Consider the following 18,289-nt stretch of genomic DNA (forward strand, 5'->3'; position numbering starts at 1 on the left):
CCGTGGACGACGTGCTGACGAAGGCCGGCTGGAGGCACGGGCGGGACGAGGGGGACGCCGCGATGCTGGCGATCCTGACGACGGTGGCGGTCCGCCAGGGGAGCGTCTTCCCCGCCGCCGAGCGGGCCGTCCGGGAGTTCCACGGCCTGCGCGTCCCGCCCGCCCCGGACGGCGGGCGCGAGGTCGCCGCCACCGGCTGCGTCGTCGACCCCCGAGAGGCCCGCTTCGCGAGCCCGCGGCTCGACCGGCTCGCGGCCGACCTGGGAGTCCGGCTCTTCCCCTTCGGCCGTACGGACACGGACGCGCCGCTCGCCGTCGACGAGGAAGGCCGGCTCGTCCTCCTCGGCCCCGGCGGCGCGTGGCTCCTCGGGGCGACCGTGCGCGAGGGCCTGACCGCGCTCGCCGAGGGGATCGCACCGGTACGACTCCGCGCGCCCCGCTGGAGTTTCCCCCTGCCCGGCGACTCCACCGACCTCGCCGCCGCCGTACGAGCCGCGCTCGTCGCCGTCTACGTCCTGCACAGCACGGGCGTGTACGGCGCCCGGGCGCTGCGCCTGCGGGCGACCACCCTGCGAGGCATCGGCGTCGTGGCCTTGGACGAGGTCTTCCCGCTGGGCCCGGGCTCCCTGGACAGCAGCACCGAACCGCTGATCGCGGCGATGACCGGGAGGCTCGACGGCTCCGGCACGCACGCGGCCACCTGCGAACTGACCCTGACGATTCCCGTCCCGCGCGGTACGGAGGGCCCGCCCGCCACCGTGGAGTGCGCCGTGACGGTGGGCAACCCGGCCGAAGGGCCCGCACTGACCCTGTCGGCCGGTCCGTCCGCGTCCCTCGGCCCCACGGCGGCGTCCCTGGGCGACTGCGCCCAGGCCCTCGCCGCCTGGTCGGCGGCTCCGCTCGGCCCCTGAGGGGAGTCCCGTCCGCTCAGTGGACGGAGAACCCGCCGTCCACGAAGAGGGACTGCCCCGTGACGTACGCGGAGGAGGCGCTCGCCAGGAAGACGGCGGCGCCCGCGAAGTCCCCGGCGAGGCCGTTGCGGCCGACCATCGTGCGGGCGGCCAGGGCGGCCACCTTCTCCGGGTCGGAGGAGAGCCGCACGTTGAGCGGGGTCATGACGAAGCCGGGGACCAGGGTGTTGGCGGTGACTCCGTACGGGGACCACGCCTCGGCCTGCGAGCGGGCCAGCGACTCCAGCGCGCCCTTGGAGACCCCGTACGCCCCGCTCTGCACGAAGGCGCGGTGCGCCTGCTGGGACGTGATGTGGATGATCCGGCCGAAGCCGCGCTCGGCCATGCCGGGGCCGAAGCGCCGGCCCAGGAGGAACGGCGCCTCCAGGTTCACGGTCATCGTCGTGTCCCAGACCTCGTCGCTCAACTCGCCCATCGGGGGCCGGAGGTTGATGCCGGCCGAGTTGACCAGGATGTCCGGCTCGCCGTAGACGGCCACGGCCGCCTCTGCCCCCGCCTTGATCCCCTCACGGGTGCTCAGGTCGGCGCTCACCCACGCGGCCCGGCAGCCCTCGGCCGTCAGCTCGTCCACGGTCGCGACGAGCTCGTCCTCCTTGCGCGCCAGGACCACGACCCGCGCCCCGGCCCGGGCAAGCGCCCCGGCGATGGCCCGGCCGATCCCGGAACTGCCGCCGGTGACGAGGGCGGTGCGCCCGTCGAGCGAGAACAGCTCGGAGAGATAGCCGCCGGGGATCGTGCTCATCGTGTTGCTCCTCGTGTCGTACGGCACCCGCCCGGCCAGGTGCGGTGGCGGGCGGATACGCGCATCCTGGCACACGCCTCCGGGCGCACGGCCGCCCCTGCCCCATGTGATGATCATCTCTTGATGAGGCTCCATCAGGGGTCCCGGGGGAGAGAGAACCATGGCAAAGACAGACGCCAACGGCGTCGACCTGGCCGGCGTCACCGGTAGGCTCGTCCAGACCGTCGACCTGGTGAAGGGCCCGGCGCCGCAGGCCATCGCGACCGACACCCGCAACGGGTACGTCTTCGTGCTCCAGATGGAGAGCGGCAGCCAGCAGGACATCGAGCAGGGCAACATGCGGCTCAACCGCATCGACCGCCTGACCGGCGAGGTCATCGACTCGATGCAGCTCCGGGGCTTCGGGCACGGCATCTCGATGGGCGTGGAGCCGCAGGGCACCGCGACCTACATCTGGACCGAGGTCGGCCCGCTGCACCTCACCAAGCGGGCCGACGGTACGGTCAAGGCCGCCTTCGGCAAGGCCGTCACGCGGTTCCTCTACGACGAGAACACGATCCTCGACGCGAACTCCCCGGCACTGCGGAAGTTCACGCCCCCCGGCAGCACCGCGGGCACCGGGCCCACGATCGACCCGGTGAACAACCTCCTGTGCGTCATGTACCACAAGAGCGGCAAGCGCACCTTCACCCGCTACGATCTCGCCGCTGCCGCCGCCGGCAACTGGGTCCCGGTCGGCACCACCTTCGTCATGCGGGACTGCGACGGCCTCCCCTCGACGTGCGTGGACGAGGAGACGACCCCCGCCGTGCCGTCGCCTTACCCCCTGGAGGCCGCGCTCACCTCCCAGGGCTACACCGTCCTGGGAGACGTCCTCTACTGGTACCAGTGGGCGCCGTACGTCTACGACGACGACCCGGCGACCCTCCCCGTCGACGGCTTCCCGGGCGTCACCTTCCTCACCTCGTACTCGTGGACCACCGGCGAGCGCGTCGACCGGCAGGTCGTCACCAGCGCCGACGGCCTCGCCCGGCGCGAGCCCGAGGGCGTCGCCATCGAGGTCGACCCCGCCACCGGGGAGAAGCGCCTGCTGCTCGGCTTCAGCAACACCGTCCCGGGCACGACCGGTTCGCGCGACGTCACGATCAGCTGGTACCCGACGAAGCCCGCCGTCGACGGTGTCAAGGTCCTCGCCGACTGGGAGGACCTCGCCCTCGAACCCGGCATCACGCCCGGCACCCAGCCCCCGCGCGGCCGCCTGATCGCCCTCGCCGGCACCACCTACCTCCAGCTGCGCGGCACCCTCACCTGCGCCCCCGGCCTCACCGCGGACAGCAGGATCGCGACCCTTCCGCACCGGCTGCGTCCCACCCACACGACCCGCGCGAACGTGCCCCGCAACAACAACACCGGACGCTGCGTGTGCCGCGTCGAGGCGAACATCACCGGCGCCCTCTCGGCGTACGGCCCCACCAGCGACAACGCCGTCACCTGGATCGACCTCGACGGTTTCTCCGTCGCCTGGCGATGAACCCCCGCCCGGCCGCCGCCCCCGCACACCAGCCCGCCTGTCCCACCCGACCGGGAGGATCGACCATGACCCAGCGCACCACCAGCCGCCGCTCCCTGCTCGCCGCGGCCCTCGCCGCCCCCACCGTCGCCGTCGGCGCCCCGCTGCTGACCGCCACCCCCGCCGCGGCCGTCGACCCCGCGGACGGCTGCCAGATCGTCGTCGACTGGACGCCGATCGCCCTGGAGCCGGACGTGCACAACGACCCCCTCTCCCCGGCCGAGGCCCGCGTGATCCGCCTCGCCGGCACGGAGTTCCTCCAGCTGCGCGGCCTGATCACCTGCGCGTTCGTCGCCGACGACAAGATCGGCACACTGCCGGAGCCCCTCCGCCCGCCCAAGCTGACCCGCGGCGTCTGCCCCCGCAACAACAGCCAGGGCGTCAACGCCTGCCGCGTCGAGGTCAACACGGCCGGCGCCGTCAACGCCCTCGGCCCCCAGTCGACCAACAAGGTCACCTGGATCCAGCTCGACAACTTCTCGTCCGTCATGCGCTGAGCCGGCGGTTCGTGAATCCTCCGCCCCTTCTCAACCCTCAGACCCGCCAGACCCCAAACAACGAGAATGAGGTCCACCAATGAACGCATCCCGTAAGGCCCGGATCGTGATCGCGGCCTTCCTGTCCGTCGCAGCCCTGGCGATTACCACCGCCACCGCCAGCGCCCAGGACACGAACACGAAGGAACCCGTCAACGTCGTTCACACCATGCCCTACTAGTCCTGTTCACCCCGGCGGTACGACTCCGCCGGTGAGAACGTGTCCGGCCGGTGGCCGGTCCGGCCGCGCCCGGCCCTCTCGACGAGGGCGGGCGCGGCCTGCTCCTGGTGGCGGCGCCGGCCCCGCGGTGGACGGTGCTCGACCGCGTAACGGTCGGAGGACCGTACGGGCCGAGCTCGGCCTCAGCCCCGAAGGGCTTCGTACCCCGCCGGCCGGGTGGTGAAGGTGCCCCGGCCCTGGGTGCGGCCGCGGAGGCGGGACGCGTAGCCGAAGAGTTCGGCCAGCGGGACCTTCGCCGAGACCACCGCCGTACCGGCGCGGGTCGTCGAGTCCGTCACCCGGCCCCGGCGGGCCGCGAGGTCGCCGAGGACCGCGCCGACCGACTCCGCCGGGACGGTGACCGTGACCTCGGCCACCGGTTCCAGGAGCGTCATCACGCTCGCGCGGAGCGCCTCGCGCAGGGCGAAGCGGCCCGCCGTGCGGAACGCCATCTCCGAGGAGTCCTTCGGGTGCGTGGCGCCGTCCGTGAGCGTGACCCGGACACCCGTCACCGGGTGGCCGCCGAGCGGGCCCTCGACGAGCGCGTCCCGGCAGCCGGCCTCGACCGCACGGACGTACTCCTGCGGTACGCGGCCGCCCGTGACCGTGGAGAGGAACGCGAACTCCTCGTCGGAGCCCGTCGGTTCGACGTCGATGACGACGTGGGCGAACTGGCCGGCGCCGCCGTCCTGTTTGACATGGCGGTGCAGCAGGCCGGTGACGCCCTTCGTCACCGTCTCCCGGTACGCCACCTGCGGACGGCCCACCGTCACCTCGACGCCCCGGTCGCGCCGGAGCTTCTCCACCGCGACCTCCAGGTGCAGTTCGCCGAGACCCGAGAGGACCGTCTGGCCCGTCTCCGGATCGGACCGTACGACCAGCGACGGGTCCTCCTCGGACAGCCGGGCGAGGGCCGTCGCCAGGCGGCCGGTGTCCGTGCTCCGGCGGGCCTCCACGGCGACCGAGACCACCGGGTCGGCGGTCGTCGGCGGTTCGAGGACGACCGGCGCGTCCGGGGCGCAGAGCGTCGCCCCCGCGCGGGCCGCCTTCGGGCCGACGACGGCGACGATGTCGCCGGCGCGCGCCGTGTCCATCTCCGTCGCCCGGTCGGCCTGGACGCGCAGGATCCGGGAGATCCGCTCGGTGCGGCCGGTGGTGGTGTCGAGCACGGTGTCCCCCTTCGCGATCGTGCCCGCGTAGACGCGGACGTAGGTCATACGGCCGGTGGCCGTCGCGCTCACCTTGAACGCGAGCGCCGTGAACGGTGCCTCCGGGTCCGCCGGTGTCCCGCCCCGTACCGGCGGCATGTCGGACGGTGCCGGGAGGTACGCGACGACGGCGTCCAGCAGCGGTTCGACACCCCGGTTGCGGTACGCCGAGCCGCAGAGCACGACCACGGCCTCACCGCCGAGGGTGAGGTCGCGGAGCGCGCCCGTCAGCGTCTCCTCGGAGAGCGCGGAGTCCGCGCAGAACTCCTCCAGGGCCGCCGGGTGCAGCTCCGCCACCGTCTCCTCCAGGCGTCGCCTGCGGTGCCGGGCCTCGTCCCGGAGCTCGTCGGGGACCGGTTGGACGGTGTACGTGTCGGCGCCGTCGGCCCACACGTACGCCCGCATCCGGACCAGGTCCACGACGCCGGTGAAGCCGTCCTCGCGCCCGATGGGGAGCTGGACGGGCAGCGGGACGGTGCCGAGGCGCGTACGGATCGACTCCACGGCGCCGTCGAGCTCCGCGCCCGCGCGGTCCAGCTTGTTGACGAACGCGATGCGCGGGACGCCGTGCCGGTCCGCCTGCCGCCACACCGTCTCGCTCTGCGGCTCGACGCCCGCGACGGCGTCGAAGACGGCGACGGCGCCGTCGAGGACGCGCAGCGAGCGCTCGACCTCGTCGGAGAAGTCGACGTGACCCGGTGTGTCGATCAGGTTGATCCGGTGGCCCGCCCAGTCGCAGCTGACGGCCGCGGCGAAGATCGTGATGCCCCGGTCCCGCTCCTGCGGGTCGAAATCGGTGACGGTCGTACCGTCGTGGACCTCGCCGCGCTTGTGGGTGGCGCCGGTGAGGAACAGGACCCGCTCGGTGACGGTGGTCTTGCCCGCGTCGACGTGGGCGAGGATGCCGAGATTGCGAACGGTGTGGGTGGTGAGGGAGGTACGCACGGTCTCGTGCCTTTCGCTGCTGCGTGGAAACGGGGCAGCGCGATTCCCGGACGGCGGCCGGTCGGTCCTGTCAGGAGGACGGCGTCGTCACGGGCGGCGATGGCGGGCGCGCAGCCGCCACCGCTCGGCCGAGGAGGCGAGGATCACGTCGTACCGGGCACGGGAGGGCGACACGGCGACGGCGCCACGGCTGTTGCTACGGCTTCGCACGGTCGTCTCCCCCCTCGGTCAGGTGCCGGTCGGCGCACCGAACGGTGCGCCGAGACGCGAGTGTAGGGAAGGCGACGGGCCGTGCGACAGCGGTTTTACGCGGAGGCGTCCGCCGGCTGGAGGAGGTCCCAGCGGTTTCCGTAGAGGTCCTCGAAGACGGCGACCGAGCCGTACGGCTCGTGGCGCGGCTCCTCCAGGAAGCGGACACCCGCCGCCGTCATCCGGGCGTGGTCGCGGGCGAAGTCCTCGGTATGGAGGAAGAAGCCGACGCGGCCGCCCGTCTGGTTGCCGACGGAGGCCGCCTCGGCCTCGTTCTTGGCACGGGCCAGGAGCAGGCCGGCGTTCCCGAGACCGCCGACCCCGGCCGCGCCGCGCGGACGGACGACGACCCAGCGGCTGCCGCCGCCCCGGTCGGTGTCCTCGACGAGGTCGAAGCCGAGGGCGTCGGTGTAGAAGGCGATGGCCTCGTCGTAGTCACGGACGACGAGGGTGACGAGTGCGATGGACGGCATGGAGACCAAGCCTAATAGGGAGGAATCTACCCGCGTCAACCGGCTCGCCCGGTGCGACAATGCCCCGCATGGACGCGCAGCAGTTCGACCGGCTCGCCGCCCGGGTCCGGGCCCTCGCCGAGGCCGGGAGCACGCCCGGGCGGCGCCGGATCCTCGGCCTCGCGGGTGCGCCCGGGGCCGGGAAGTCCACGCTCGCCGCACGGCTCGTCGCCCGCCTCGACGGGCTCGCCGTGCTCGTCCCCATGGACGGCTTCCACCTCGCGCAGGCGGAGCTCGAGCGCCTCGGCCGGGCCGGCAGGAAGGGCGCGCCCGACACCTTCGACGCCGCCGGGTACATCGCGCTGCTCGCCCGGCTCCGTGCCCCCGAGCCCGGCGTCACCGTCTACGCGCCGGCCTTCGACCGCTCCCTGGAGGAGCCGATCGCGGGGGCGGTACCGGTCCCGCCCGAGGTCCCGCTCGTCGTCACCGAGGGCAACTACCTCCTCCATGACGAGGGCCCCTGGGCCGCGGCCCTGCCCCTCCTCGACGAGGCCTGGTACCTGGACCTGGACGACCGCCGCCGCGTCCCCCGGCTGATCGAGCGCCACGTCCGCTTCGGCAAGGACCGGGCCGGGGCCGAGCGCTGGGTCCACGACTCCGACGAGGCCAACGCCCTTGTGGTGGCCCGGGGTCGGGACCGTGCCCACCTGGTCGTGAGGATGAGTTAGGGGGACAGTACGATCCCCTGCCATGGTCATGGACTCAGGGCAGGACGGAACACAGGCCGGAATACAGGCCGGAACACAGGCCGCGGTCGAGCTGGTGTACCGGCCGACGCGTGCCGACATCCTCACGGCTGTCCTCGTGCGGGAACGCCTTCGGCGCCTCCACATCGTCCGTTGGGCCTTCACGCTGTTGTTCGGCGGCAGCGCCCTGCTGCTCGTGGCCGCACAGCGGAGCTTCACGGTGTCGATCGCGCTCGCCGGCTTCTGCGCCGCCCTGATCTGGGCGGTCCCGCACTTCCAGGCCCACCACGCGCTGCGCACGGTCGAATGGCAGGGCGAGTACCGGACGTCCGTGAGCGGGACGGGGATCACCGCCGAGACCGCGCACGTGACGCTCCTCCAGCGCTGGTCGGTCTTCCGCGGCTACCGCGAGACCCGCGATCACGTGGTGCTCCTCAGCCGTGACCCGAACATCCTGCTCGTGGAGGTGCTGCCCAAGCGCGGGCTCGGCTCCCCGGAGGAGACGGAGCGGCTGCTCGACGTGGTGGGCCGTCACCTGACCCGCGTGTGAACCTCGGGGGTGATCGGCAAGACACCCCCTAGGGAGCCCGCTTCCCCGCGTGCCGCACCGCCGCCGTCGCCAGGGCGCGGACCAGGGGGTGCGGGCGGGTGCCGTCGCCCGCGAGTTCCGGCTGGAACAGGGTCGCCAGGAAGAAGGGGTGCGAGGGGAGTTCCGCGATGCGGATCCCACCCTCCTCGTCCACGCCCGTGAAGCGCAGACCATGGGCCCGCAGGGTGTCGAGGTGCCGGCTGTCCGGACCGTAGTCGCAGTGGTAGCGCTCGGTCGTCCGCTCCGCGCCCAGGGCCTGCTCGGCGAGCGAGCCGGGGGTGACCCGGACGACGCCCTCGTGGCCGACGAGCGAGCAGGCGAGCGGCGCGATCAGCAGGTCGCCGGAGTCCGCGCCCGGGTCGTTCTCGGCGTGCGCGGCGCGGTTCAGACCGCAGACGTTCCGCGCGTACTCCAGCAGGGCGTGCTGGAAGCCGGCGCAGGTGCCGAGCAGCGGGATGGCGTCCTCGCGGGCGGTGCGGATCGCGGCCAGCGCCCCCGCCTCGCTCGCGTACGGACTCCCCGGCAGCACCCACACCGCGTCGAAGCCCTTGACGGCGCCGGGCGTCGCCGCGTCGCCCGTCGGGATCCAGTACGCGTCGAGCGCGAGCCCGTCCCGCTCGGCGAGCGCGTCGAGGAGGACGGGGATGCGGACGTGCGACCTGACGTGCGGGGAACGGTCGCCGACCAGGGCGATGCGGGGCGTGGGGTGAGAGGTGCTCGTGTTCATGACGACCATGCTGGTCGGAGCCCTCCGTTCACGTCCAACGATGATTCGTGCACGCTCCATCACGAATGCTTATGTCGCCGTGGATAGGGTGGTCGCATGGCCACCGACCGTGAAGCACCGCAGTCCGATCCGCGGGACTGGGACCGCCGCGTCGCCGCGCTCTGGGAGCGGCTCGACGACCACGAGCCCGTCGTATTCCGCGCCCTCGTCGCCGAGCTCGCCGCCGAGCGGCCCGCCGACGACCCCGCGGCCCTCTTCGAACAGGGCGCCGCCCACGACTCCACCGGTCTGCCCGAGGAAGCCGTCCGCCTCTACCGGCGCGCCCTCGACGGCGGCCTCACCGGGCTGCGCCGCCGCCGGGCCGTCATCCAGCTCGCCAGCAGCCTCCGTAACCTCGGCCGCCCCGACCGCAGCGTCGAACTCCTCACCGCCGAGCGCGACATCCCCGCCGACCGGCTCGACGCCGACGAGGCCGCCCTCTCCGGCGCCGTCGACGCCTTCCTCGCCCTCGCCCTCGCCGACACCGGCCGTGAGCGCGAGGCCACCTCCCTCGCCCTCGGCGCCCTCGCGCCCCTGCTGCCCCGCTACAACCGCTCGCTCTCCCACTACGCCCGCGCCCTCCTCACCGCCCCCGACGGCTCCTGACGCTTCCGTGGACCCGCACCTCCTCCGTACGTACGTCACCGTCGCCCGGCTCGCCTCCTTCTCCGAGGCCGCGCGCGAGCTGGGCTACACCCAGTCCGCCGTCTCCCAGCACATCGCCGCCCTGGAGGCCGACCTCGGGCTTCCGCTGCTCAGCCGCCGGCCCGTCGAGCCGACCCCGGCCGGGCAGCGACTCCTCGAACACGCAGGGGCGTTGCTGCTCCGCCTCGACGCGGCCCGCGCCGATCTCGGGAGGTTCGCCGCCGCGCCCCGCGCCACCCTGAGCGTCGCGGCGTCCCCGCTCGCCCTGCACGCCCGTACCCTCGCGGCCCTTCCCGCCACCGGGGTCACCCTGCGCGGACTGCCCCGCGAGCGGGTGCCCGTGGCCGTCGCCACCGGCGAGGCCGACGTCGGGCTCGTCGACGGGATCGTCGCGCCCAGTGACCCGCTGCGGCTGCCCGACATCGCCCCGCTCGCCACGACCGGCGTGGCCGAGGAGCCGCTCGCCGTCGTCCTGCCCGCGAGCCATCCGCTCGCCGGGCGCGCCGGGATCCGGCTCGACGACCTCGTGGACGCCCGCTGGCTCGACGCGCCGGGCGCCGGCATCCCCCTCGACCAGCTGCGGGCCGTCCACGGCGGGCCCGCCGGACGGGGATTCCGCACGGCCCTGCGGTACGAGGGCACCGACACCCGGACCCTCGCCGCGCTCTCCGCCGCCGGACACGGACTCGCGCTGCTGCCCCTCCCCGTGGCGGACGGCGTGCCGGACGCCGTCGCCGTCCCCCTGGTCGCACCCCGCCTCGTGCACCGCACCGAACTCCTCCTCCCCGGCGTCGGAGGGGGTGAACCGGCCGGACCCGTGGCCGAGTTCACTCGACGGCTCAAGCGGTGACACCCGTACTCGCTACCCTGTCGACAACGGCGAAGGAAGGCGGGCACGCGTGGGCTGGCTGCGACGAGGACCCAAGCGGGACGGCGAGGACGCACCGAGGGATCCCGGGTTCGCGTACTTCTCGCAGCGCGAGGCGGCGCTCTTCCGCGGCCGGGTCCGCACCGCCTTCGCCGAACTCGGCCTTGAGGTCACCGTCTACGCCGACCACGTCGTCGACGACAAGGGGCGCAGGTTCGGCCTCGGCAACCTCGCCGCCGTCTGCCACCAGGACCGCCGGGGTCCGCGCGTGTGGCCGGAGATGATCGACCGTCACATCGAGCTGGTCGTCCGGGCGATGGACGGGCCGTCCGCCCTGGAGACCCTTCCGCCCGAGCAGATCCGGTCCCAGCTCTACCCCCGGGTCGTCAGCGGCGACGGCATCGACGCCAACGCCTTCGGCTACGCCAGGACCGTCGCCCCCGGCCTCTACGAGGTCCTCGCGCTCGACCTGCCGGAGAGCGTCATGATGCTCACCGACGAGGCGCTCGACCGGCTCGGCGGCCACGCGCAGCTCCGCGACCGGGCGCTGCGGAACCTGCGGGGGCTGCCCGTCGAGGAGCACGAGACCGTCAGGGACGCCGACGGCATGTGCTTCGAGATCATCCTCGGCGACTCCTTCTACACGGCGAGCCGCGTCCTCGACCTGGACGGCGTGGCCCAGCGCGTCACCGGGCTGCCGCTGGGCGAGCACGGCGCGCTCGTCGCCCTGCCCTTCCGCCACCAGCTCGCCTTCCACCCCATCCGGGACACCTCGATCATCCCGGCGCTCGGCGCGATGGCCTCCTTCGCCGCCTCCGGGTACGAGGACACGCCGGGGGCCATCAGCCCGTACGTCTTCTGGTGGCGGGGCGGCACGCTCACCCAGCTCAGCGAGCACGACGAGGAGCGCGGCGACCTGAGGATCGTCGTCGGCGACGACTTCCAGGAGCTCCTGGAGCAGCTCATCGCGCAGGGCCCCGGAGGGCGCTGAGGGAGCGGCGGGCCCCGGAGGGCGCTGAGCTCGGGGCAGGGCCGGACCGGCGCCGAGCGCCGAGCCCCGGGCGTCGCTGAGTTCGCGCCGGGGCCCGGCCGGGGGCAGGATGCTGTACGTCGCCGAAGCCCGAGAAGGAGCCCCCATGTCGAGGACCCCCACGCAGGAAGACGTCGCCCCCTTCACCGCGGACGACTACCGGGCCCGGATGACCCGCGCGGCCGAGTCCGCGGCGGACGCCGGGCTCGCGGGCGTGCTCGTCGCCCCCGGCCCCGACCTGGTCTACCTCACCGGCTACCAGCCGACCGCGATCACCGAGCGCCTCACCGTCCTCGTCCTCGCCGCGGGACAGGAGCCGGTCCTCGTCGTCCCGACGCTGGAGGCGCCCGACGCCGAGAAGGCCACGGGGGCGTCCGCGCTCACCCTGCGCGACTGGACGGACGGCAAGGACCCGTACGCGGTCACCGCGCCCCTCCTCGACGTCGAAGGGCGCTTCGGCGTCAGCGACAACGCCTGGGCCATGCACCTGCTCGGCCTCCAGAAGACCCTGCCCGGCACCTCGTACGTCTCCCTCACCGAGGCCCTGCCGATGCTCAGGGGCGTCAAGGACGCGCACGAGCTCGCGCGGATCGCGGCAGCGGGTGCCGCCGCCGACCAGGCGTACGGCGAGATCCTCAAGGTCCGCTTCGCCGGCCGCCGGGAGACCGACGTCGCCGCCGACCTCGCCGCGCTCCTCATGGGCTTCGGCCACTCCCAGGTCGACTTCACGGTCGTCGGCTCCGGCCCCAACGGCGCCAACCCGCACCACGAGGCGGGCGACCGGGTCATCGAGCGCGGCGACATGGTCGTCCTCGACTTCGGCGGCCTCAAGCACGGTTACGGCTCCGACACCACCCGTACCGTCCACGTCGGCGAACCGACCGACGAGGAGCAGCGCGTCCACGACCTGGTCCGCGAGGCCCAGCAGGCGGGCTTCGAGGCGGTACGCCCCGGTGTGGCCTGCCAGGAGGTCGACCGCGCGGCCCGCAAGGTCATCACGGACGCCGGGTACGGCGAGTACTTCATCCACCGCACGGGCCACGGCATCGGCGTCACGACGCACGAACCCCCGTACATGATCGAGGGCGAGGAGCTCCCGATCGTCCCCGGCATGTGCTTCTCGATCGAACCGGGCGTCTACCTGCCGGGCCGCTTCGGGGTCCGCATCGAGGACATCGTGACGGCGACGGAGGACGGTGCGGGGCGCCGCTTCAACAACACCCCGCACGAGATGGCGATCGTCGAGTAGCCGCTGCGGGCTCCGGCCCCTCAGCCGTCCGTCAGGACGATCGCCGACTCGCCGGGCAGGCGCAGCACCCCGTCCGCGTCCGGCGCGCCGACCGGGTCCCAGGCCGCGAGGACCCGGTCGCGGCCGTTCGATCCGAGGGGGATCGCCACGGGCTCCTTGCCCAGGTTGACCGCCACGCGCAGGTCGCCGCGGCGGAAGACCAGCCAGCGGGACTCCTCGTCGTAGGCGACCTTCACGCCGGCCAGGTCCGGGTCGGTCAGGTCGGGCAGGGTGCGGCGGAGGGCGATGAGCTGGCGGTGCCAGGCCAGCAGGCGCTTGTGGGGGTCCCGTTCGCGCTCGGTGCGGTCGAGGACCGAGCGGTCACGGGTGGCCGGGTCCTGCGGGTCGGGGACCTCGTTCTCGGACCAGCCGTGCTCCGCGAACTCCCGCCGTCTGCCCCGCCGTACGGCCTCCGCGAGCTCCGGGTCCGTGTGGTCGGTGAAGTACTGCCACGGGGTGGTCGCCCCCCACTCCTCGCCCATGAAGAGCATCGGCACGGCGGGACCGGTCAGGACGAGCGTCGCCGCGCAGGCGAGCAGACCGGGGGAGAGGGCGGCCGAAAGGCGGTCGCCCAGGGCCCGGTTGCCGATCTGGTCATGGGTCTGGGCGTAGCCGAGGAAGCGGTGGGCCGGGGTGCGCTCCCGGTCCACGGGGCGGCCGTGGCGGCGGCCCCGGAACGTCGAGTACGTGCCGTCGTGGAAGAAGACGTGCGTGAGGGTCTTGGCGAGCGCCGCCATCGGAGCCTGCGCGAAGTCGCCGTAGTACCCCTGCGATTCACCGGTCAGCGCGGTGTGCAGAGAGTGGTGGAAGTCGTCGTTCCACTGGGCGTGGACGCCGAGGCCGCCGAGCGTGCGCGGGGTCGTCGTGCGCGGATCGGCGAGGTCGGACTCGGCGACCAGGAAGTGCTGGCGGCCCTGCTCCTTCGCCAACTCGTCCACGGATGAGGAGAGTTCCTCCAGGAACGTCAGTGCCCGGGTGTCGGCCAGCGCGTGCACCGCGTCGAGCCTCAGTCCGTCGATCCGGTAGTCCCGCAGCCAGGCCAGCGCGCTCCCCAGGAAGTACGCCCGGACCTCGTCCGAACCCGGCGCGTCCAGGTTCACCGCCGCGCCCCACGGCGTGTGGTGGGTGTCCGTGAAGTACGGGCCGAAGGCCGGGAGATGGTTGCCGGACGGGCCCAGGTGGTTGTGGACGACGTCCAGGACCACGCCCATGCCGAGCCCGTGTGCCGCGTCCACGAACCGCTTGAGCGCCTCCGGGCCCCCGTACGGCTCGTGGACCGCCCACGGCGCCACCCCGTCGTACCCCCAGCCCCGTACCCCGGGGAAGGGGCACAGCGGCATCAGCTCCACATGGGTGACGCCGAGGCCCGCGAGCTCCCCGAGGCCTGCGGCCGCCGAGTCGAGCGTCCCCTCGGGGGTGAAGGTGCCGACGTGCAGCTCGTACAGGACGGCGCTGCGCAGCCGAAGGCGCGGCGACTCGTGCCCCCAGACGTACGCGGAGTGGTCGACGACCGCGCTCCGGCCGTCCGGCCCGTCGGGCAGGCGCCGCGAGCGCGGGTCCGGCAGGACGGGCCCGTCGTCGAGGGCGAAGCCGTACCGGTCGCCGTCGTCGGCGGGGACGACGCCGGTCCACCAGCCGTCCCGCTCGGCGTCCCTTTCCAGGGGGTGCCCGGTGCCGTTCAGCTCCAGAGTCACCCGGTCACGGGCGCTCGGCGCCCACACCTCGAAGAGCACGCGCATCCCCTCGTCGACGGTTCCACCACTCAACGACTGACTACCGCGTCCATCCTGGCAGTCAGGACTCCGACGCGCCCGGCGCGTCCCACACGTAGTTGATCGCCCGCTCGAAGGTGACGTAACCCGCCCGGGCGAAGGCCGCCGCCATCGGGACGTTCGCCAGGTCCGTCGCCGCCCTGATCCGGGGGACGTCCGTGGCGGCCAGGATCCGGGTGCCCTCCGCCAGGATGTCGTCGATGTAGCCGTTGCCGCGGTGGGCGGGCAGCACGCCGATGTACGCGATCGTGTGGTGGTAGTTGTTCCGCGCGGGGATCACGAAACCGACCGGCTCGCCGCTCTCCGGGAGCTGCGCGACCTGCCACCACTCCTGGGGCGAGGTGTAGTGCGCGAGCTCTTCGTCGTAGTGCAGCTCCGCCGCCTCCCGGGCCGAGAGCCCGGTCGCCAGGTCGGCCTGGCCGTGCGCGTCGAGCGTGCCCTCCATGACGGGCGTCATCAGCGCGACCAGGTCCTCGCGGTCCCGCACCGGCCGGAACTCCAGCCGGCCCTTCGGCTCCGGCACGGACGTGCCGGGCCGCCACTCCAGACGCAGCCGCTCGACCAGCGGACGGGCGCCCGTCCGCTCCAGTACCGCGAACAGGGACTCCAGGACGGACCGGGTCTCCGGGACCTCGCGCCAGTCCGCCGGCATGAACCGCCCGAACTCGGGGCGCTGCGTGCCCGCAGGGACGACCGCGGCCGTCGCGGTCTCCAGGAGCCGCAGACCGATCTCGGCGCGCTCGTCCTCGGACAGCCCGGACAGTTCGGGGGTCAGGTCGAAGAAGTCGAGCGCCAGGGGCTCGCCGCCCGCCTTGTTGGTCCACCAGGCGATCCGGCCGAGCAGCCGGTCGCCGTCCAGAGCCACCCACATCCACTCCGGGAGGCGGCGACCGGTGGCGAGGTCGTCCGCCAGCTCGTGGTCGAGCGAGTACGTGAGGCGGAGGAACAGGTCCAGTTCCTCCGGCCCGGCGAGCGGGCGTATGACGAGGTCGGGAACGGCCGAAGAAGTGGACGTGGTCACGTCGCGTATCCCCCTGAGGATCTCTGGTGTGGAGATCGCAGACCGTAGCAGTGATCTTGTAGAGTCGAAACGGAGTTCCCAGGTCCGGGGCCCTTCTGGACACTGCGGGCCCGACGGACCGACAATCACGGGTGTGACGACCCCCTTCGAGCTTCCGGCGAACACCCCTCGGCTGACCGACGCCGAGCGGGACCGCGCGCTGGGACTGCTCCGTGAGGGCGCCGCCCAGGGCCGCCTCTCGCACGACACCTTCGTCTACCGGATGGAGCGCGCGCTCCAGGCCCGCCGATCGGACGAGCTCGACCTGCTCGTCGCCGACCTGCGGACCGAGTCCACCTGGACCCGGCGGGTCGTGGGCGCGGTCGAGCGGATGTCGGCGTTCACGGCGCGCATCGGGCGCGCCTGGCACGCGGAGCGGCTGCCGAAGCTGCTGCTGCCGCTCCCGGGTCCGCATCCGCTGCGGATCGGCCGCGACCCGGTCAACGGTCTGCGGCTCAGTCACGAGACGGCTTCCCGGCTGCACGCGGAGCTCTCGCTGCAGAGCGGGATGTGGGTGCTGCGCGACCTCGGCTCGACGAACGGGACGACCGTCAACGGGCGACGGGTCACCGGCGCGGTCGTCGTGCGGCCGGGGGACGTCGTCGGCTTCGGCCAGATGTCGTTCCGGCTCTCCCACGGCTGAGCCGGCCGCCCGGCTGCCGCTGCCCTCCTCGACTGCTCACCTCCTCGGCCGCTGCCCTCCTCGGCTGCTCACCTCCTCGGTCATCACCCGTTCGGCGGTACGTGACGCGCCCCCAGGGCCGCCCGGTGATGAGGTGGGAAGACGCGTGCCACGAATGTCCGGCCGCGGCACCCACCGCCGATCGACAGGGGGCGCGATGAGCGACGAGCCGGACCGCGGCACACGGAACCGCGGCATACCGAACCGAGGCGTACGGAACGACCGGCCGGAGGAGTCAGGGGACCCCTGGACGAGCCTGCCGTCGATGACGCCGGGCGCGGTGTCCGCGGCGATCCCGACCGTGACGCCCGGCGCGACCGCCCTCCGGGGCACCACCTTCCCGGGCCGGGTGCGGACCATCGCCGACCCGACGGCCGAAGGACCCGCAGCGCCCTCGGGACCCGCCGGACCCTTCCCGCCCACCGGGCGGACCGTCGCACCGAGCCCCCTCGACCCCGGCGCCTCGCGCGACCCGCACGCGATTCACCGCACGCTGCGCGAGGAGTTCCCCCTCACGTACGACCCGCTGCTGCGCGCCTGGGTCCTCAGTCGGTACGCGGACGTCGCCGCCGCCCTCACCGACAACCGCTTCACCCACGGGCACCGACCAGGCGACCCACCCTGCGTCCGGGCCCATATCGACGTCGACATGGCCGAGTTGAGGAACGTCACCGAACGCACGGCGTACGTCCTCGCCCGCCGCATCGCCGAACGCCCGCAGGCCGACCTCGTCGCCGACTTCTGCCACTGGCTGCCCGCCGGGACCGTCGCCGCCGCCGTCGGCGTGCCCTACCGCGACATGATGCGGCTCGTGCGCGGCCGGGCGGCCGGGGCGCTCGCCGGGGAGTGCGGGGGCCAGATCGCCGTACGGGAGAAGGCGCTCGCCTCCTTCCTCGGCAACGTCCTCGCCGACCCCGACCAGGTCGCCGCGCTCCGTGAGGCCCCCACCGGGCTCGTGGCCCGCGCCTGGGCCGAGTCCCTGCGCCGCGACCCTCCGGTGCAGATCGCCGTACGCCGTACCCGCGCCGAGGTCCGGGTCAGCGGCGGCATCATCCCGGCGGGCGCCTCCGTCGCCCTGCTCGTCGGCTCCGCCGGCCGGGACCCCGAGCGCTTCCGAGAGCCCGACCGCTTCGACCCGTTCCGCGACGACTCCGGCCAGCTCACCTACGGCAGCGGCTTCTGCCCCGCCGTCCTGCTCGCCGGCCTGGAGGCCGAGTACGCCCTGCGCGCGCTCTTCACGGCGATGCCCCGGCTGCGCCTCGCCGACGGCTTCCGGCCCACCCCCACCGGTCTCATCACCCGGGCGCCGCGCAGCCTGATCGTCCGCCCCGGAGGCTGACCGGGTGGCTGATCCGGGGCGTGGACGGGCGGCCCGACACCGCTGCTAGGGTGTCGTGCGCTCGTCAAAGAGCCCCTCTTTCTTGCCACTTTCAACGGGGATTGAAACATGAAGATGCGTCATGTCCGCGCCGTAGCCGTCGCCACCGTCGCGATCGTCGCCCTGACCGGTGCCCGCGGCTCGGGCGGAGGCGGCTGCGACAACAACAGCAGCAGCGGCAGCTCCGGCTCCAGCAACCACAACGACAGCGACAGCTCCTCCGGCAGCACCTCCGGCGGCTCCCTGCCCGGCGGCTCCAGCAGCGCCGACAAGGCCATCCGCGACGTGACCATCGACGAGTGCACGTACGACCAGGCGACCAAGAAGCTCGTCGCCCGGATCACCGTGAAGAACGACAACTCGATGGACTACGACTACAACGTCACCATGAAGTTCAAGGGAGCCGCGGGCGGCAACGTCACCCCGGCGACCGCGATCAAGGCCGGTATCGCGGTCGCGGCGGGCGCCTCCGCGAGCGCCGAAGTGACCACCCCGTACATCGGAACCGGCGACGGCTCCGAGTACACCCAGTGCGAGGTCACGCGAGCCTCCCGCTTCTGATCGGTCGAGCG

Annotated in this window: 20 protein-coding genes and 1 pseudogene; 14 read left to right on the forward strand and 7 right to left on the reverse strand. The window is 73.5% G+C overall.

Annotation, left to right across the window (positions count from 1 at the left end; genetic code table 11):
• The first annotated feature begins 2 nt into the window (after positions 1-2).
• Positions 3-911, forward strand: coding sequence for an SUKH-3 domain-containing protein (locus OG580_RS28150; protein WP_267046443.1), 909 nt, complete (start codon positions 3-5; stop codon positions 909-911).
• Between the two features lie 16 nt (positions 912-927).
• Here OG580_RS28150 and OG580_RS28155 read toward each other — a convergent pair whose 3' ends face one another.
• Positions 928-1,713: an SDR family NAD(P)-dependent oxidoreductase gene (locus OG580_RS28155; RefSeq protein ID WP_267046444.1), complete on the reverse strand. Its 786-nt coding sequence runs from the start codon at positions 1,711-1,713 to the stop codon at positions 928-930.
• Positions 1,714-1,873: 160 nt separating this feature from the next.
• Between OG580_RS28155 and OG580_RS28160 the strand changes: the two genes are divergently transcribed.
• The 4 genes and pseudogenes from OG580_RS28160 to OG580_RS28175 all read left to right on the forward strand — a co-directional run.
• On the forward strand, positions 1,874-3,244 hold the full coding sequence (locus OG580_RS28160; protein ID WP_267046445.1) for a hypothetical protein: 1,371 nt from the start codon (positions 1,874-1,876) through the stop codon (positions 3,242-3,244).
• A gap of 65 nt (positions 3,245-3,309) precedes the next feature.
• Positions 3,310-3,780, forward strand: coding sequence for a hypothetical protein (locus OG580_RS28165; protein ID WP_267046446.1), 471 nt, complete (start codon positions 3,310-3,312; stop codon positions 3,778-3,780).
• A gap of 79 nt (positions 3,781-3,859) precedes the next feature.
• Entirely contained in the window at positions 3,860-4,000 is a 141-nt protein-coding gene (locus OG580_RS28170; protein ID WP_267046447.1) for a hypothetical protein, read from the forward strand.
• A 62-nt stretch (positions 4,001-4,062) separates the two neighbouring features.
• Positions 4,063-4,223 (forward strand): annotated as a pseudogene (locus OG580_RS28175) (ATP-binding protein); the annotation flags it as partial.
• Here OG580_RS28175 and fusA read toward each other — a convergent pair.
• The 3 genes from fusA to OG580_RS28190 form a co-directional block, all read right to left on the reverse strand.
• Complete coding sequence (gene fusA / locus OG580_RS28180; protein WP_267046448.1) at positions 4,183-6,192, reverse strand: elongation factor G; 2,010 nt, start codon at positions 6,190-6,192, stop codon at positions 4,183-4,185. The pseudogene OG580_RS28175 and the gene fusA sit on opposite strands and share 41 nt — an antisense overlap.
• 87 nt (positions 6,193-6,279) lie before the next feature.
• Positions 6,280-6,402: a hypothetical protein gene (locus OG580_RS28185; RefSeq protein WP_267046449.1), complete on the reverse strand. Its 123-nt coding sequence runs from the start codon at positions 6,400-6,402 to the stop codon at positions 6,280-6,282.
• Positions 6,403-6,497: 95 nt separating this feature from the next.
• Complete coding sequence (locus tag OG580_RS28190) at positions 6,498-6,914, reverse strand: VOC family protein (RefSeq protein ID WP_267046450.1); 417 nt, start codon at positions 6,912-6,914, stop codon at positions 6,498-6,500.
• 59 nt (positions 6,915-6,973) lie between these two features.
• On the opposite strand from OG580_RS28190, the gene OG580_RS28195 reads away from it, so the two are divergent.
• Together OG580_RS28195 and OG580_RS28200 are read left to right on the forward strand one after the other, a co-directional pair.
• Complete coding sequence (locus tag OG580_RS28195; RefSeq protein ID WP_267046451.1) at positions 6,974-7,621, forward strand: nucleoside/nucleotide kinase family protein; 648 nt, start codon at positions 6,974-6,976, stop codon at positions 7,619-7,621.
• A 22-nt stretch (positions 7,622-7,643) separates the two neighbouring features.
• Complete coding sequence (locus OG580_RS28200; protein WP_267046452.1) at positions 7,644-8,189, forward strand: YcxB family protein; 546 nt, start codon at positions 7,644-7,646, stop codon at positions 8,187-8,189.
• Between the two features lie 28 nt (positions 8,190-8,217).
• On the opposite strand, the gene OG580_RS28205 is transcribed toward OG580_RS28200, so the two are convergent.
• On the reverse strand, positions 8,218-8,955 hold the full coding sequence (locus tag OG580_RS28205) for a hypothetical protein (protein WP_267046453.1): 738 nt from the start codon (positions 8,953-8,955) through the stop codon (positions 8,218-8,220).
• Between the two features lie 96 nt (positions 8,956-9,051).
• Between OG580_RS28205 and OG580_RS28210 the strand changes: the two genes are divergently transcribed.
• The 4 genes from OG580_RS28210 (at position 9,052) to OG580_RS28225 (ending at position 12,786) form a co-directional block, all read left to right on the forward strand.
• Complete coding sequence (locus OG580_RS28210) at positions 9,052-9,600, forward strand: tetratricopeptide repeat protein (RefSeq protein WP_267046454.1); 549 nt, start codon at positions 9,052-9,054, stop codon at positions 9,598-9,600.
• 7 nt (positions 9,601-9,607) lie between these two features.
• Entirely contained in the window at positions 9,608-10,489 is an 882-nt protein-coding gene (locus OG580_RS28215; protein WP_267046455.1) for a LysR family transcriptional regulator, read from the forward strand.
• 49 nt (positions 10,490-10,538) lie between these two features.
• Positions 10,539-11,498: a hypothetical protein gene (locus OG580_RS28220; protein ID WP_267046456.1), complete on the forward strand. Its 960-nt coding sequence runs from the start codon at positions 10,539-10,541 to the stop codon at positions 11,496-11,498.
• 145 nt (positions 11,499-11,643) lie between these two features.
• Positions 11,644-12,786 carry an aminopeptidase P family protein gene (locus OG580_RS28225; RefSeq protein ID WP_267046457.1) on the forward strand — a complete coding sequence of 381 codons (1,143 nt, stop codon included), beginning with the start codon at positions 11,644-11,646 and terminating at the stop codon, positions 12,784-12,786.
• Between the two features lie 20 nt (positions 12,787-12,806).
• Here OG580_RS28225 and treZ read toward each other — a convergent pair whose 3' ends face one another.
• Positions 12,807-14,558 (reverse strand): malto-oligosyltrehalose trehalohydrolase, encoded by a 1,752-nt coding sequence (treZ, locus tag OG580_RS28230; RefSeq protein WP_267048155.1) that lies wholly within the window; start codon positions 14,556-14,558, stop codon positions 12,807-12,809.
• Between the two features lie 61 nt (positions 14,559-14,619).
• Positions 14,620-15,618, reverse strand: coding sequence for a GNAT family N-acetyltransferase (locus tag OG580_RS28235; RefSeq protein ID WP_267046458.1), 999 nt, complete (start codon positions 15,616-15,618; stop codon positions 14,620-14,622).
• A gap of 133 nt (positions 15,619-15,751) precedes the next feature.
• Between OG580_RS28235 and OG580_RS28240 the strand changes: the two genes are divergently transcribed.
• From OG580_RS28240 to OG580_RS28250, 3 genes are all read left to right on the forward strand, one after another.
• Positions 15,752-16,300, forward strand: a complete 549-nt coding sequence (locus tag OG580_RS28240; protein WP_267046459.1) for a DUF1707 and FHA domain-containing protein — start codon at positions 15,752-15,754, stop codon at positions 16,298-16,300.
• A gap of 196 nt (positions 16,301-16,496) precedes the next feature.
• The gene (locus OG580_RS28245; protein WP_267046460.1) at positions 16,497-17,678 is read left to right on the forward strand and encodes a cytochrome P450; all 1,182 of its coding nucleotides are present in this window, start codon (positions 16,497-16,499) and stop codon (positions 17,676-17,678) included.
• Positions 17,679-17,786: 108 nt separating this feature from the next.
• Positions 17,787-18,278, forward strand: a complete 492-nt coding sequence (locus OG580_RS28250; RefSeq protein WP_267046461.1) for a hypothetical protein — start codon at positions 17,787-17,789, stop codon at positions 18,276-18,278.
• The last annotated feature ends 11 nt before the right edge of the window (positions 18,279-18,289 follow it).

Source organism: Streptomyces sp. NBC_00094, assembly GCF_026343125.1.
GTDB lineage: Bacteria > Actinomycetota > Actinomycetes > Streptomycetales > Streptomycetaceae > Streptomyces.

Coding starts and splice junctions, on each gene's coding strand:
- OG580_RS28155 (WP_267046444.1), bottom strand. CDS start 1,713: ATGAGCACGATCCCCGGCGGCTATCTCTCCGAGCTGTTCTCGCTCGAC.
- OG580_RS28160 (WP_267046445.1), top strand. CDS start 1,874: ATGGCAAAGACAGACGCCAACGGCGTCGACCTGGCCGGCGTCACCGGT.
- OG580_RS28165 (WP_267046446.1), top strand. CDS start 3,310: ATGACCCAGCGCACCACCAGCCGCCGCTCCCTGCTCGCCGCGGCCCTC.
- OG580_RS28170 (WP_267046447.1), top strand. CDS start 3,860: ATGAACGCATCCCGTAAGGCCCGGATCGTGATCGCGGCCTTCCTGTCC.
- OG580_RS28190 (WP_267046450.1), bottom strand. CDS start 6,914: ATGCCGTCCATCGCACTCGTCACCCTCGTCGTCCGTGACTACGACGAG.
- OG580_RS28195 (WP_267046451.1), top strand. CDS start 6,974: ATGCCCCGCATGGACGCGCAGCAGTTCGACCGGCTCGCCGCCCGGGTC.
- OG580_RS28200 (WP_267046452.1), top strand. CDS start 7,644: ATGGTCATGGACTCAGGGCAGGACGGAACACAGGCCGGAATACAGGCC.
- OG580_RS28205 (WP_267046453.1), bottom strand. CDS start 8,955: ATGAACACGAGCACCTCTCACCCCACGCCCCGCATCGCCCTGGTCGGC.
- OG580_RS28210 (WP_267046454.1), top strand. CDS start 9,052: ATGGCCACCGACCGTGAAGCACCGCAGTCCGATCCGCGGGACTGGGAC.
- OG580_RS28225 (WP_267046457.1), top strand. CDS start 11,644: ATGTCGAGGACCCCCACGCAGGAAGACGTCGCCCCCTTCACCGCGGAC.
- OG580_RS28245 (WP_267046460.1), top strand. CDS start 16,497: ATGAGCGACGAGCCGGACCGCGGCACACGGAACCGCGGCATACCGAAC.
- OG580_RS28250 (WP_267046461.1), top strand. CDS start 17,787: ATGAAGATGCGTCATGTCCGCGCCGTAGCCGTCGCCACCGTCGCGATC.